Consider the following 13,117-nt stretch of genomic DNA (forward strand, 5'->3'; position numbering starts at 1 on the left):
TTACAGCGCCGCGAACAGGGACAGGTTGCCTATCTTCGTATAGGCCTTGTAGGTCGCTTCCAGCGCGCTGGTGTAGCCGCTCAGCTCGGTCGCGGCGATGCCGTAGTCGAGCTGGCCGATGTCGGTCAGCGCCATCTGGTTCGACAAACTCACATTGCTGTGGTTTTCGTCGAGCGTGCCGAGGATGTTTTGCGAGCCGCCCAGCACGGCGATCTTGCCGGAAATGAGGTCGAGCGCCTTGTCGAAGCCGTCCAGGTTGGCCGCGAGGGTGGCGCGGGTGGCCGGGTCGTTGGCGCTGGCGCCCGGCGCGCTGAGCGCGGCCAGGGTCAGGTCGAGCTGGTTGAGCAGGGTTTCGATGCCGCTCATATTACCGTTCGCAACCTGGGTGATGCCGTTGCCGACCACGACCGTCTGGTCGTTGGTATTGCCGGCGTAGCTGTAGCGCGAACCGATCGCGGCGGCCGCGTTGTAGGCGATCGGGGCGGTGCCGGTCTGGGTGCCGGAAAACACATAGCGCCCTTCCTGGTCGATCGAGTTGGCGCTGTAGAGCAGGCTTTCGCGCAGGGCGGTCAGGGGCGACACCATGGCGGCCAGGTCGGCCGGGGCGTTGCCGCCGTCGGACGACCAGACCAGCAGGTCGCGGCCCTGCATCATGTCGTTGACCATGCTGCCGAGGTAGGCTTCGTTCTTGGTCAGGCGGATCTTGAGCGCGGCGATATTGTCGCGGTACTGGCCGACGGCGGACTCTTCGCGGTGCAGGCGCGACATGCGCACCGTGTCGACCGGGTCGTCGGACGGCAGCAGGATGCGGGTACGGCTCGCCATCTGCTGATTGACGTAGCTGATGCGCTCCTGGTTTTGCTGGAGCGAGATGTTCATCGTCGCTTGATACTGGCTGGTGGCAATCCGCATACGTTTCTCCTTAACCCATCATGGCCAGCGTCGCATCGAACAGCGAGTTGGCTACTGACATCACTTTCATGTTCGCCTGGTACATATTCTGGTACTCGACCAGATTGACCGCTTCTTCATCCTTGTTCACGCCGCTGGTCGAGGTCCAGTCGTCCATCGCATGGTTGCGCATGGTCTCGGCGGTGGCCAGGGCCACCCGGTTCTGCTGGCTGTCGACGGCCAGCTTGCCGACCAGCTGGGAATCGGCGTCGCTGATCATGACCGAACCGAGCGAGCCGATGGTGACCGGCTGCTTTTTGATGTCGATCATTTTTTGCAGGTTGCCGCTGTCGCCAGGGGTATTATCGCCCGAAAACGCGAGGTCGGCGGTCTGGTAGCCGGCCGTGACCTGCAGCATGTTCGAGGGGCTGCCCGGGGTGAACACGAACAGCGGGCCGCCGGCCGTGCCGTTCATGGTGTAGCCGGCCGCCAATTGGGTGTTGACCTTTTGCGCCAGCTGCTGGGCCAGGTCGGACACGCCTTGCTGCATCGGCAGCAAGATGTCGCGTTCGTACAAACCGAGGCCGCCGAGCTGGGCGCCAACCGCCGTCTTGTCGAGCTGGAACGAGGAACCGGCGAAGTCGACCCGCAGGTTTTGCGCCGCGCCGCCTTCGGCCACCAAGGTGGCGGCGACATCGCCGATCACCAGCGCCTGGCCGGTCTTGAGCGAAATGCTGCGCGTGCCGTCGGGCTGGTCGGTCACTTCCAGGCCGACCTGGGTGGACAGGGCGTCGATGGCCAGGTCGCGCGCGTCGACCAGGGTCGAGGTGCTGCTGCCGGACGCGGTGGCCAGGCTGATCTGGCGGTTCAGGCCGGCGATGGTCTGGATCGAGGCGTTGGCCGACGAGACGATCGCGCCGCGCTGGTCGCGCAAGGATTGCAGCTGGCCGTTGTACACGTTGTTCATGCTGTTGAAGCGCTGCGCCATGGCGCTGGCGGCGGTCAGCACTTGCTGGCGCAGCGGGGTCGAGGTGGGATCGACGCCGGCCACCGCGTTGAGCGCCTGGAAGAATTTGTCGACGCCGTTGCTCAGGCCGGCGTCGTTGTCGCCCATGACCCGTTCGAGCTGGGTCAGGTAGGGCTGGGTCTGCGAATACTGGCCGACGCCGGAAGCGGCGCGCCACAGCTGCTGGTTCTTGTAGCCATCGGAAAAACGCAGCAGGGAATTGACCTCCACCCCGTTGCCGGCCGAACGCGTGCCGAACTGCGGACCGACCGCGGTCAGCAGCGCCGACTGGCGCGTGTAACCTTTGGTTTGCAAGTTTGCAATGTTCTGGCTGGTTGCCTGCAGCGCGAGTTGGGAAGCCAGGGCGCCGCTCAGGGCGTTGTTCATGATGCTCATGGTGTCACTTCTTTCTCGATGGGCCGGCCAGATGGGTCGTCATAGTTACAAGGCGACCGTTTACTTGCCGCCATTAAATTTTTTGGTGCGAAGTTTGCAGCGAAGTTTGCGGCGCGGTCTGCGCCGGCGTCTGCGGTGCGGCCGCCGGCAGCAATTGGCGCAGGATGGCGTCGGCCACGCCGAAGGCGCGCTGGTTTGCCATTTGCCCGGCCATCATGTTGTCGGCCATGTCTTGCATATCGCGGTTGACCGGGTCCTTGAAGACGCTGTCGTCGTCGGCCATGGCACGCGTGCCGCTGCGCATTTGCTGCAGCATATTGCCGATAAAGAAACTTTCGAATTCGATGGCGGCCTTGGTGGCTTTCGCCACGAATACCGGATCGGCGGCCGGGGTGACAGCGGCCTCGTGGCCGGTGCCCATGCCGGCGCGGTTGAGCTTGGTGGTCAGGTCGAGTGGATTCATGGCAGCAACTCCTTAAATGACGACCAGTTCGCCTTCGATGGCGCCGGCCTGGTCGAGCGCCTGCAGGATCGCCATGATGTCGTCGGGGGTGGCGCCCAGGCTGTTGACGATGTCGATGATGGTTTGCAGCTTGGCGCTGGCGGGCCACTTGAACATGGCGCGCCCGGCGCCCTGGTCGACCGACAGCTTCGATTGCGGGGTGACGGCGGTGCGCCCGTTCGAAAACGGGCCGGGCTGGCTCACGGCCGAGCTTTCGGCGATCACCACCTTGAGCGAACCGTGGGTGACGGCGGCAGCCTTGACCCGCACGCCTTCGGCGATCACCACCGTGCCGGTGCGCGAATTGAAGACCACTTTCGGCACGTCGGTGCCGACATCGATCGACAGCGCCTGCAGCTTGGCCATGAAGGCCACGCGCTCGGTCGGGTTGGCCGGGGCGATCACCTGGATGCTGGCGCCGTCGGCCGTGGTGGCGAGCGGGCCGAAGCGGCGGTTGATGGCTTCGACGACATTGGTGGCGGTCTCGAAGTGCGGCGTTTTCAGGCGCAGCATGACTTCGGCGCGGGTCGAGAAATCGCTGCCGATTTCACGTTCGATATTGGCGCCGTTGGGAATGCGCCCGCCGGTCGGGGTGTTGACGGTGACGCTCGAGCCGCTCGCGCCCGTGGCGTTCAGGCCGCCGACCACCACATTGCCCTGGGCCAGGGCATAGACTTCATTGTCGGCCGCGCGCATTTGCGTGAGCAGCAGCATGCCGCCGCGCAAGCTCTTGGCGTCGCCCAGCGAGGAGACGGTGACGTCGATCGGCTGGCCGCGCCGGTAGCCGGGCGGGAACACGGCGCTGACCATGACCGCGGCCACGTTCTTGTTCTTCGCTTCGGCGCCGTCGGGCAGCTTGACGCCGAACTGCTTGAGCATGTTGACCACCGACTGGCTGGAAAACTTGACCTGGCTGCTGTCGCCGCTGCCGTTGAGGCCAACCACGAGGCCGTAGCCGACCAGCGGATTTTCGCGCACGCCTTCGACGCTGACCAGGTTGCGCAGGGTTTGCGCGGCCGAGGCCGGCAAGGCGAAGCAGGACAGCAGGGCCAGCATGGATAAGGGAAGGGCGAGGGGAAGGGCGAGGCGACGCAGGAAAGCGGGTGATTGCATGGTGATTCCTTAGAACGGCACGAACAACGCGGCGTTTAAAACGGCATCCAGGGGCCGAGGAAGAAACGGGTCAGCCAGCCAGGTTCATTGGCGTTGGCCAGGGCGCCCCGGCCCGAGTAGCTGATCTGGGCATTGGCCACGCGCAGCGACGAGACCTGGTTGTCGGCGTCGATGTCGGCGGCGCGCAGGAAGCCCTTGAGGCGCACGAATTCTTCGCCCTGGTTCAGGGTCAGGCTTTTTTCGCCGGCCACGCGCAGCAGGCCGTTGGGCAGCACTTCCTGCACGATCACGGTCAGCGCGCCGGACAGGGCGTTCTGCTGGGTGCTGGTGGCGTCGCCCTCGAAGCCGCGTTCGGCCGACAGGTCGATGCCGGCTTTCGGGAACGTCTTGCCGAGCAGGATAGGCGGCGTCACACCCACGCTCGACTCCTTGCTGATGCTGGTGCCGGCGCGCTTGCTCGCCTGTGTGGTTTCCTGCAGGATCACGGTGACCACGTCGCCGGTGCGAAACGCCCGGCTGTCGGACGTCAATGGCACCGCGTCGGCGTTGAACACGCCGCCCGACAGGCCGCCGCGCGTTTGCGCTCGCGGCAGCGGCGCGGTTTCCTCGGCCATCGCGCGCGGTGGCGGCTGGCCGCTGCTGGCGCAGCCGGCCAGCACAGCCAGCGCAAACAAGGCGGCCGCCGCTTTCATCAGCGGGCCGCCTGGGCCAGGTACTGCAGCATGTTGTCGGCGGCCGAGAGCACCTTGGTGTTCATTTCGTAGGTGCGCTGGGCGGCGATCATGTCGACCATTTCCTCGACCACCTGCACGTTCGAGCCTTCCAGCGCGCCCTGCTTGAGCTTGCCGAAAGCGCCATCGCCCGGACGCCCTTCGGCGGCGGCGCCGCTGGCCGGCGTTTCCGAGAACAGGTTTTCGCCGAGTGCCAAGAGGCCCGTCGGGTTGACGAAGTTCGACAGCGTCAGCTGGCCCAGTTCCGACGGCGTGGTGCTGCCGGCGATGGTGGCCGAGACCATGCCGTTTTCACCGATGGTGATCGCGGTGGCGTTGTTCGGTACCGTAATCTGCGGCACCAGCGGCAAGCCCTGGGCATTGACCAGGGTGCCGGTGGCGTCGACCTGCAGCTGGCCGGCGCGGGTGTAGGCCGGGTCGCCGTTCGGGCGGCGCACTTGCAAAAAGCCATTGCCGGAAATGGCCACGTCGAGCGGCTGGCTGGTCGTTTGCAGGCTGCCGTTGGTGAACACTTTCTGGGTGCCCAGCAGGTGCGTGCCGTTACCGAGCTGCACGCCCGATGGCGACAGGGTATTGTCGGCGCGCTGGGCGCCCGGCTGCTGGTCGACCTGGTAGAACAAGTCCTCGAACACGACACGGTCGCGCTTGAAGCCGACGGTGTTGACGTTGGCCAGGTTGTTGGCGATCGCCTGCAGTTTGGCGTCCTGGGCTTGCACCCCGGTTTTGCTGATCCACATTGCTGGATTCATGATCTTTTCCTTTTACGTGTTGGGGGGCGCGTCAGGCGCCGAGCAGGCGGTTGCCCACTTCGTTCATGTTGTCGCTGGCCTTGAGCAGCTTCATCTGCATCTCGAAGCTGCGGTTCAGGCTCATGGTGGCGACCATTTCTTCGACCGCCGACACATTGCTGCCTTCCAGGTGGCGCCCGCGCACGGTCACCGTTTCGTCGGCCGCCAGTGGCTGGCCGCTGCGCGAGACGATCAGCCCGCCTTCGTTCTTGGTCACTTCGCCCGCTTCGGCGTTGACCAGGCGTAGCTTGTCGATCACCTGCATGTCGGTCGTTCCGGGCGCGAGCACCGAGATCGAACCGTCCGCGCCGATGGTGAGCGCGTTATGCGGCGGCAGCACCACCGGGCCGCCTTCGCCCAGCAGCGGATGGCCGTTGACCGACAGGGCGCCGTCGGCATCGATATTGATGGCGCCGGCGCGGGTATAGGCTTCGCCACCCTGCCACTGGACCGTCAGGTAACCGTTGCCGGTGATGGCCACATCGAGGTCGCGACCGGTTTCCTTGACCGGACCGGAGCGGGCCGACACGGAGTCGGACTGCATCCGCACATAGTGGCGGTCGTCGAAACCCGCGCCGCCCAGCGCTTGCGTCGACGACATTTCGAGGTTGGCGCGAAAGCCCGTCGTTTCCATGTTCGCCAGATTGTTGGCGTGGACCTGCTGGGCTTTCAGCGCGCGTTCGGCGCCGCTCAGTGCTGTAAAGATCAATTTATCCATGTTGCTCCCTCAATGAATTCGGTGTTTCCGTGCAGATACTTATAGTGCCTGCATTAAGGACTGAATCATCTGATTTTCTGTTGAAATCACCTTGGAATTTGCCTGATAGTTGCGCTGTGACGTCATCAGGCCGACCAACTCTGACGTAATGTCAACATTCGAGCGTTCCAGCGCGCCGGTATTGAGCTTGCCGGCCAGGCCGCTGCCCGGGGTGCCGTACAGGGCCGCGCCGGACGCGGAATTGGCGGTCCAGCTGGTGTCGCTGACCGAGGTCAGCGAACCTTCGTCGGCGAAGGTGGCGATGGCCACCGTGCCCACCACTTGCTGCTGCTCGTTGCTGTACTTGGCCAGGACGGAACCGTCGGTGCCCATTTCGACGCCGATGAAGGTGCCGGAGGCATAGCCGTCGGTGCTGTTGGTGGTGGTGATGGCTTCGCCGGCGAACAGGGTGGTGCCGGCGTAGTTCACGTCCAGCGTGATCGCGGCCGAGCCGTTGGTCGGGGTGATGTTCAGGGTGGTCACGGGCGGCACCGGCGGCAGCTGGCCCATGTTGTCGAACGCCAGGGTGGTGGTGGTGGCCAGCGGCGCGCCGCCGTCGACCGCGTAGTGCACGGTCATGTTGGTGCCCGCGCCCTTGACGAAATACTGCGACAGGGTGTGCTGGCTGCCCAGCGAATCGTAGACCACCGATTGCTTGGCCATGTTGTAGGAAGAGGCGTTGGCCGGATCGAAGGCGGCGGCCGGGGTCACCCAATCGTTCGACAGGTTGCCGACGTAGTTGACCTTGGTGCTGGCGACGGCTGGAATCTGGCCGGTCGGCACGGTGATATTGCCCATCACGCCCAGCGCGCTGCTGCCCTTGATGGCGGCGTAGCCCTGCACCGAGCGGCCGTTGCTGTCGACCAGGAAGCCATCCTTGTTGGCCGAGAAGATGCCGACGCGGCTGTAGTTGACCACGCCCTGGCTGTCGCGGCTGACAAAAAAGCCACGGCCGTCGATGGCGGCGTCGAGGCTGCGGCCGGTGGTGGTCACGCCACCGTTCAGGCCGATGCTCTGGGTCATCGAACCGACTTCGACGCCGGTTGCCTGGGAACCGGCATACATCGACGAAAAGTTGGCGCGGGTGCTCTTGAAGCCGTAGGTGCCGGCGTTGGCGATATTGTTACTGACTGCTTCGAGCTGGGTGTTGATCGACTGGATGCCCGACAATGCGATTTCGAAACTCATGATGAACTTCCTTTAATTTGCGGTGGAGGAGTTGGCGGCCGCCAGCGATGCGCCGGACTTGCCGTTGAAGCCAGTGACGGACGACGGCGCAACATCGCCGATTCCTGCCACCTTGAGGACCACACCGCCACCGGCCGACATGCGCACGCTGTCCAGGCGGCCGATGACTTCGATGGCGTCGAGCGCACCAGCGCTCGTTTGTACTTTGATATCGTATTTCCCAGGCGCCAGACCAAGCGCGACCGGATCGATGGAGAACGTTTGCGGACCCGAACCGCGCGAACCGAGCTGGACGTCGTGCTTGACGCCGTCGGAGCCGGTCAGGGTCACCGTGTTGGTGGCGCTCGCGCCGGGCAGGGTGACGCTGGCCTTGAGCGGCTTGCCGTCCAGGCGCACGCTGTTGGTCGTGACGGTGATGTCGGAGCCGACCTGGGCGCCCAGGGCCAGGGTCTGGATGCTTTCGAGCACACTGGCGCTGGTGCTGTTGAGCTTGGCGAGGCTTTGCATCGCCTCGGTCTGGCTCAACTGCGACAGCTGGTTGACGAACTGCGACGGATCGCTCGGCTCCAGCGGATCCTGGTTGCGGATCTGCGCCACCAGCAGCTTGGTGAACATGTCCGCCGTTTCGCTGGCCGGGGCCTGGCCGACGACGGTGTTGGCATTGCCGGCAGCCTGGTTATTGGCGCCGTTGAGGTTATTGGTGAGCATCGGATCAGCCTTCGCCGAGTCGCAGCAGGCCCGCTTGCATCGACTTGATGCGTCCCAGGACTTCCACATTGGTTTCAAAGGCACGCGAGGCCGACATCATGTCGGTCATCTCGGCCACCTGGTTGACGTTCGGGTAGAACACCATGCCGTCGGCATTGGCCACCGGATTGCCCGGCTCGTAAGCCTTGCGCAGCGGTTCGGCCGATTCGACCACGTCGAGTACCTGGACCCGGCTGCCGGCGCCGAGCTTGCCCGAACCGCCGTCGAGCATGGCGGCGAACACGGGTTTGCGGGCACGGTAGGTTTCGCCTTCCGAGCCGGACACCGAATCGGCATTGGCCAGGTTGCTGGCGATGGTATTGAGGCGCACCGACTGCGCCGCCATGGCCGAACCTGCAATTTGGGAAATGTCTTTAAAGCTCATGATTATTGTCCTGCGATGGCTTTGGCCAAACCCTTGAGCCGCATGTTCACGAACGTCAGGCTGGTCTGGAAATCGGATGCGTTTTGCGAGAACGCGGCTTGTTCGACGCCGATTTCGACGGTATTGCCGTCGGCGCTAGGGTGGTAAGGGACCCGGTACAAAGCAGCCTGGTCATCGGCGCCCAGGCCCGGCATATCCGACTCGGTCTCGATTCGCTGCTGCAGCATGGCACCGAAGTCGACGTCGCGTGCCGTGAATCCCGGCGTGTTTTCGTTGGCGATATTGGCGGCCAGTACGCGGGTGCGGTCGGCGCGCAGATGGAGCGCGTCGGCGTGCACGCCAAGTGCCTTTTGGAAATCAATCGACATGAAGCTTCCTCCGTGAATGAACTGCAGTGTGAATCTGGTTAAAATGACTCTGTGCGGCGTTCCTTGCGTCGTGCGCAACGTTTGCCAAGGTGCTACTTATGTCTGAAGTCCGCCGCGCCACCAGCGCTTTGTTCATGCCATTAACGGCCGCCGCGCTGATTTCATTAGCCGGGGGCAACACAAACGCTGCCGAAACTTCGATCACGACCAGGCTGGAGCAGGCTGCGCGCGAGCAGCTGGCGCGCCAGGCGGAAACGGCCGGCTTGGCGGAACCGCAATTTACTGTCAACGTTGCAACGCCGCGTGCGGCTCCGCCGTGCGCCAAACCGGTCAACATCGAAGCGGTCGACACGCGCACGCCGGCGCGCATGCGCTTTGCCGTGCTGTGTCCCGACGCCGGCGGCTGGCGCAGCTCCGGCTGGCGATACGAATACGTGCTGCGGGCATCGGTCAGCGCGCTGGTGGCGGTGACGGCGGCGCCGGTTGCGGCCGGGCAGATGCTCACGGCGCAGGACGTGACGCTGGAGCGGCGCGACGTCACCACCTTGAGCGACGCCATCAGCTCGGCCGACGCGGCCACCGGGCAAGCATCGCGGCGCTCGCTGCGGGCCGGCGAAGTGCTGCGCCAGGCGCAGCTGAGCGCGCCATTACTGGTCAAGCGCGGCGAGCCGGTGGTGATGCTGGCGCGCTTCGAGGCGATCGAAATCAGCACGTCCGGCGAAGCGCTCGACGCCGGCGCCTTCAATGCGCTGGTGCGGGTGCGCAACCTGGCCAACGGACGGGTGGTGCGCATGCGCGTGATCGCCGCCGGCACGGTCGAGCCGGTCGAAATCCCGCGCTCGGCGCAGCCATGATTCATTCCGACGCTCCCTGCAGGCGGGCGGCCAGGCGGGTCAGCTTGGCGGCGTAGGCCGGATCGGTGGCGTAACCGCCCTTGGCCAGGCCCTCGGCAAAGGCGCGGGCATCGGTGCCGGTGCCGATGGCGGCGGCGTAGCGCGGATTGTCGAGCAGCACCTGGGCGTAGTCGCGGAAAGCGGCGCCCTGGTCCGGGTAGCTGCGGAAGCGCTCGGTTTTCTTCACGGCGGCGCCGTGTTCGTATTCGGTGGTGGCGTTGTCGGCCACCTCGCCCTGCCAGCTGGCACCAGCCTTGATGCCGAACAGGTTGTGGGTGGTGGCGCCTTCGGCCTGGCGCAGCGGACGCTGACCCCAGCCCGATTCCAGCGCGGCATGGGCCGACACCAGTTGCGGCGCCACGCCCAGGCGTTCGCCCGCTTCGCGCGCCCATGGCGCGATCTGTTCCAGGAAAGCCTGTTGCTCGGAACCGTCGGCAAAGGCGCCGCCGACCGTGCTGGCCGGGGCGACCTCGGCGTCCTGCAGGCGCGCCTGCAGCATGCGGCCTTGCGGACTGAGCATGGAAGCGCCGCTGTCGGCGCTGCCCTGGCTGATGAAATCGGCAATCTCGTTCTGCATCGAACTGTAGACGCCGCCAAAGCCCGCGCCGCCGCCCACGGCCGCCATCGGGCGGGTGGACTGGGTCGGCGTGGCCGGCGTGATGCTGGCGGTATGGAAATCAGCGTGCCTCATACAAGGTCTCCTCTCCGTGCAGCACACGCTGCATGATGGAAAATTGTTCGGTCAGCAATGCGCTGTTGCGAACATTCAAACGTTTGCATTCAAGTACCAGTTGCTCCAGCGATTGCCAGGCGGCGCTCAAGGCCTCGCGTTGCGGCGCGCCGAGGCTGGCGATCAGGGTCGCCATGTCGGCGGACGCGCCGCACAGGGCGCGCACCAGCGATACGCGCTGCACGCGGCGCTGTTCCATCGCATCGAGCTGCGGGGCCAGCTCGTCGGCCAGTTCGGCCAGCTCGGCGCTGCGGTGGCGCAGGGCGGCGTCGAACTGGCGCGCCAGCAGCGCCAGGATGGCCTGGCAGGCATCGATATCGGCGCTCACGCCGGCGCTGAGCTTGCCCAGTGCCTGCTCGCGCGTCATGCGGCTCATCCCTGGCCTCCATGGAAGCGTTCGATCAGGCCGGCCAGGCGGGCCGGATCGAATGGCAATTCGCCCTTGGCCAGCGCGTCGCGCAATTGCGACACGCGCTCGTGGTCGATCTCGGGCATGGCGGCCAGCGCGGCCATGGCCGGCTGCAGCACTTCCGATTGCAGGGCGCCGGACGGCGCGGCCACGCCGGCGCCGCTGGTCACCGCCGTTTTGACCTCGGACGCCACCGCGGCGCTGCCGCGCTGGACGGCCGATGCATCGGCGGACGCACCGCCACCGGAGATTTTCATGCGGGGACCTCGGCTTTTCGATTGGATCGTCATGATTATTTGCCTTGGGCGTCGGCGCCCTTGACGCTCTTGAGTTTATCGCGCAGTTCCTCGACCGAGCCCTTGGTGCCGACCGCCGTTTCGGCGCCGACCTCGTTCTTGCCCGGCACGCCGAACATGGCGGCCACGGTATTGGCCTGGCTGTTGGTCAGGATCAGCAATTCGATGCGGCGGTTCACGGCCGCGCCGGTATTTTCCGGTTCGAACGGGGCGCGGTCGGCCATGCCCACCACTTGCAGCACGCTGTCCGGATTCATGGAACCGGCCAGCAGCTGGGAGCGGGCCGCCATGGCGCGCGCATTCGACAAGGTCCAGTTCGAGTTGCCATCCTGGTCGCCCGCATATTTGCGCGAATCGGTATGGCCGACGATCAGCATCTGGTTTTCCATTTTTGCAAAGACCGGGCCCATCTGGCGCATCAGGCGGCCGAAGCGATCGGTCGGCATGGCGCTGCCGAGCAGGAACATGCCCTGGCGGTCGGTGTCGTGCAGGGTGACGCGCAAGCCGTACGGGGTGATCACGGTTTCCAGGTTGTTCGACAAGCCCGCTTCCACGCTCATGGTGCCCAGCTGGCGCGACAGCACGGCCAGTTCGGCCGGCGAGTCGTAGCGCACTTTCGGGCCTTCGCCGCCGTTTTCCTTGTGCGAGGAAGTGCCGCTGTGGGGCATGGAAAAGCGCTCGATCAGGCTGCCGCGCGGGCCGCCGCCGATTTCCGGCTTGTTGCCCTGGCCATCGGCATAGCTGCCGTTTTGCTCGCGCACCATGGCTTTCATGGTTTGCTGGTCGCGTGCCGCCATCAGCCACAGCACCAGGAACAGGGCCAGCAGCGCCAGGCAGAAGTCGGCGAAGGCGACTTTCCAGGCGCCGCCGTGGTCGTCCTCGTGCGCCTTGCCACGGCCGCGGACGATGATCGCCGCGTCGTGCTTGTCATGTTTATCATGCTGCTTTTGCACGCGGCTCTCCTGACTTGTCGGTGGCGCGGCGTTTCGGCGATGGCGATTCCTCGCCTTCGCCGCCCATGGCGTTGATCCAGCTTTCGAGCTGGGCGAACGTCGGCTTGATGTTGAGCTGCACCAGGCGGCGGCCGGCATCGATGGCCAGCAGGGCCGGTTTGCCGGCCACGTGGGTGACCAGAACGACTTTGACGCATTCCATGTTCGACGCTTCCTGGTTCACAAGCTGCTTCATCATGTTGCTGATCGGGTCGAGTACGCCGTAGCAGAAGAAAATACCGAGGAAGGTGCCGACCATCGCGGCGCCCACCTTGGCCGAGATCGCGCCGGCATCGGCGCCCTCGGCCACCGAGTTCATCGCCAGCACGATCCCGAGCACCGCCGCCAGGATGCCGAATCCGGGCATCGCTTCGGCAATCTTGTGCAGCGACTTGGACGGCTGCACCAGCTCTTCGTGAATGGCTTCCAGTTCCTGCTCCAGTACGCCTTCAAGCTCATGGGCATTGATTTTTCCCATGGCCATCAAACGAAAATTATCGACAATAAACGCCAAAAGTTTAGGCTCTTCCAGCACCAAAGGGTAACGCTGGAACAGTGGGCTCGACGCTGGATCTTCCACGTGGGCATCGAGCGCTTTCAAGCCACCTGCCGCGGTCTGCAGCAGCTCATACATCAACAACAACAACTGGCGCTGGAACTCGGAACCTTGCTTCTTGCGCACGATGATCTTGCGCAGCTGGGTCGTCAATTCCTTGAGCACATGGTTGGGGTTGCCCAACACCAGTGCCCCGGCGCCGCCGCCGGCGATGATCAGGATCTCGACCGGATGCCAGATGGCATCGAAGGTGCCGCCCATGAGCACGAATCCGCCAAAAATACAGCCGAGAACGATGGCAATGCCGACTAGTTGCTGCATGTTAAATTCCTTTGGTAAGTCGTGATGTGCGAAAGAAGTGGGTAAAAC

The 13,117-nt window shown here is 64.8% G+C and carries 17 protein-coding genes; 1 reads left to right on the plus strand and 16 read right to left on the minus strand.

What is annotated here, in order from left to right:
• The 11 genes from flgL to flgB all read right to left on the minus strand — a co-directional run bounded on the left by flgL (position 1) and on the right by flgB (position 8,872).
• Complete coding sequence (gene flgL / locus CR152_RS08975) at positions 1-912, minus strand: flagellar hook-associated protein FlgL (protein ID WP_099874610.1); 912 nt, start codon at positions 910-912, stop codon at positions 1-3.
• Between the two features lie 10 nt (positions 913-922).
• On the minus strand, positions 923-2,293 hold the full coding sequence (gene flgK, locus CR152_RS08980) for a flagellar hook-associated protein FlgK (RefSeq protein ID WP_099874611.1): 1,371 nt from the start codon (positions 2,291-2,293) through the stop codon (positions 923-925).
• A 73-nt stretch (positions 2,294-2,366) separates the two neighbouring features.
• Entirely contained in the window at positions 2,367-2,756 is a 390-nt protein-coding gene (locus CR152_RS08985) for a rod-binding protein (protein WP_099874612.1), read from the minus strand.
• 12 nt (positions 2,757-2,768) lie between these two features.
• On the minus strand, positions 2,769-3,908 hold the full coding sequence (locus tag CR152_RS08990) for a flagellar basal body P-ring protein FlgI (RefSeq protein ID WP_099874613.1): 1,140 nt from the start codon (positions 3,906-3,908) through the stop codon (positions 2,769-2,771).
• 35 nt (positions 3,909-3,943) lie between these two features.
• Positions 3,944-4,600 carry a flagellar basal body L-ring protein FlgH gene (flgH, locus tag CR152_RS08995; protein ID WP_099874614.1) on the minus strand — a complete coding sequence of 219 codons (657 nt, stop codon included), beginning with the start codon at positions 4,598-4,600 and terminating at the stop codon, positions 3,944-3,946.
• A complete protein-coding gene (gene flgG / locus CR152_RS09000; RefSeq protein ID WP_167399876.1) occupies positions 4,600-5,388 on the minus strand; it encodes a flagellar basal-body rod protein FlgG in 789 nt (262 codons plus the stop codon). Before flgG ends, flgH begins: the two co-directional genes overlap by 1 nt.
• A gap of 31 nt (positions 5,389-5,419) precedes the next feature.
• Positions 5,420-6,145, minus strand: coding sequence for a flagellar basal body rod protein FlgF (locus CR152_RS09005; protein WP_099874616.1), 726 nt, complete (start codon positions 6,143-6,145; stop codon positions 5,420-5,422).
• Positions 6,146-6,184: 39 nt separating this feature from the next.
• Positions 6,185-7,372: a flagellar hook protein FlgE gene (locus CR152_RS09010; RefSeq protein WP_099874617.1), complete on the minus strand. Its 1,188-nt coding sequence runs from the start codon at positions 7,370-7,372 to the stop codon at positions 6,185-6,187.
• Between the two features lie 12 nt (positions 7,373-7,384).
• Positions 7,385-8,080: a flagellar hook capping FlgD N-terminal domain-containing protein gene (locus CR152_RS09015; RefSeq protein ID WP_099874618.1), complete on the minus strand. Its 696-nt coding sequence runs from the start codon at positions 8,078-8,080 to the stop codon at positions 7,385-7,387.
• Positions 8,081-8,084: 4 nt separating this feature from the next.
• Entirely contained in the window at positions 8,085-8,504 is a 420-nt protein-coding gene (gene flgC, locus CR152_RS09020) for a flagellar basal body rod protein FlgC (protein ID WP_099874619.1), read from the minus strand.
• 2 nt (positions 8,505-8,506) lie between these two features.
• Positions 8,507-8,872, minus strand: coding sequence for a flagellar basal body rod protein FlgB (gene flgB, locus CR152_RS09025; protein ID WP_099874620.1), 366 nt, complete (start codon positions 8,870-8,872; stop codon positions 8,507-8,509).
• A 98-nt stretch (positions 8,873-8,970) separates the two neighbouring features.
• On the opposite strand from flgB, the gene flgA reads away from it, so the two are divergent.
• A complete protein-coding gene (gene flgA, locus CR152_RS09030) occupies positions 8,971-9,726 on the plus strand; it encodes a flagellar basal body P-ring formation chaperone FlgA (RefSeq protein WP_229413321.1) in 756 nt (251 codons plus the stop codon).
• Between the two features lies 1 nt (position 9,727).
• On the opposite strand, the gene CR152_RS09035 is transcribed toward flgA, so the two are convergent.
• From CR152_RS09035 to motA, 5 genes are read right to left on the minus strand one after another with little or no spacing between them, the layout of a single operon-like run.
• Complete coding sequence (locus tag CR152_RS09035; RefSeq protein WP_099874621.1) at positions 9,728-10,456, minus strand: glycoside hydrolase family 73 protein; 729 nt, start codon at positions 10,454-10,456, stop codon at positions 9,728-9,730.
• Positions 10,443-10,871 (minus strand): flagellar export chaperone FlgN, encoded by a 429-nt coding sequence (gene flgN, locus CR152_RS09040; protein ID WP_099874622.1) that lies wholly within the window; start codon positions 10,869-10,871, stop codon positions 10,443-10,445. Before flgN ends, CR152_RS09035 begins: the two co-directional genes overlap by 14 nt.
• Entirely contained in the window at positions 10,868-11,161 is a 294-nt protein-coding gene (gene flgM / locus CR152_RS09045; protein ID WP_099874623.1) for a flagellar biosynthesis anti-sigma factor FlgM, read from the minus strand. Before flgM ends, flgN begins: the two co-directional genes overlap by 4 nt.
• Positions 11,162-11,196: 35 nt before the next feature.
• Positions 11,197-12,153: a flagellar motor protein MotB gene (locus CR152_RS09050; protein WP_099874624.1), complete on the minus strand. Its 957-nt coding sequence runs from the start codon at positions 12,151-12,153 to the stop codon at positions 11,197-11,199.
• Complete coding sequence (gene motA, locus CR152_RS09055; protein WP_099874625.1) at positions 12,137-13,069, minus strand: flagellar motor stator protein MotA; 933 nt, start codon at positions 13,067-13,069, stop codon at positions 12,137-12,139. The genes CR152_RS09050 and motA overlap by 17 nt, the downstream gene beginning before the upstream one ends.
• Positions 13,070-13,117 lie beyond the last annotated feature (48 nt).

The organism is Massilia violaceinigra (genome assembly GCF_002752675.1).
Classification (GTDB): domain Bacteria; phylum Pseudomonadota; class Gammaproteobacteria; order Burkholderiales; family Burkholderiaceae_D; genus Telluria_A; species Telluria_A violaceinigra.

Bases quoted from the DNA above. Each gene is read 5' to 3' on its own strand.
- flgL (WP_099874610.1), bottom strand. From the start codon at position 912: ATGCGGATTGCCACCAGCCAGTATCAAGCGACGATGAACATCTCGCTC.
- flgK (WP_099874611.1), bottom strand. From the start codon at position 2,293: ATGAGCATCATGAACAACGCCCTGAGCGGCGCCCTGGCTTCCCAACTC.
- CR152_RS08985 (WP_099874612.1), bottom strand. From the start codon at position 2,756: ATGAATCCACTCGACCTGACCACCAAGCTCAACCGCGCCGGCATGGGC.
- CR152_RS08990 (WP_099874613.1), bottom strand. From the start codon at position 3,908: ATGCAATCACCCGCTTTCCTGCGTCGCCTCGCCCTTCCCCTCGCCCTT.
- flgH (WP_099874614.1), bottom strand. From the start codon at position 4,600: ATGAAAGCGGCGGCCGCCTTGTTTGCGCTGGCTGTGCTGGCCGGCTGC.
- flgG (WP_167399876.1), bottom strand. From the start codon at position 5,388: ATGAATCCAGCAATGTGGATCAGCAAAACCGGGGTGCAAGCCCAGGAC.
- CR152_RS09005 (WP_099874616.1), bottom strand. From the start codon at position 6,145: ATGGATAAATTGATCTTTACAGCACTGAGCGGCGCCGAACGCGCGCTG.
- CR152_RS09010 (WP_099874617.1), bottom strand. From the start codon at position 7,372: ATGAGTTTCGAAATCGCATTGTCGGGCATCCAGTCGATCAACACCCAG.
- CR152_RS09015 (WP_099874618.1), bottom strand. From the start codon at position 8,080: ATGCTCACCAATAACCTCAACGGCGCCAATAACCAGGCTGCCGGCAAT.
- flgC (WP_099874619.1), bottom strand. From the start codon at position 8,504: ATGAGCTTTAAAGACATTTCCCAAATTGCAGGTTCGGCCATGGCGGCG.
- flgB (WP_099874620.1), bottom strand. From the start codon at position 8,872: ATGTCGATTGATTTCCAAAAGGCACTTGGCGTGCACGCCGACGCGCTC.
- flgA (WP_229413321.1), top strand. From the start codon at position 8,971: ATGTCTGAAGTCCGCCGCGCCACCAGCGCTTTGTTCATGCCATTAACG.
- CR152_RS09035 (WP_099874621.1), bottom strand. From the start codon at position 10,456: ATGAGGCACGCTGATTTCCATACCGCCAGCATCACGCCGGCCACGCCG.
- flgN (WP_099874622.1), bottom strand. From the start codon at position 10,871: ATGAGCCGCATGACGCGCGAGCAGGCACTGGGCAAGCTCAGCGCCGGC.
- flgM (WP_099874623.1), bottom strand. From the start codon at position 11,161: ATGAAAATCTCCGGTGGCGGTGCGTCCGCCGATGCATCGGCCGTCCAG.
- motA (WP_099874625.1), bottom strand. From the start codon at position 13,069: ATGCAGCAACTAGTCGGCATTGCCATCGTTCTCGGCTGTATTTTTGGC.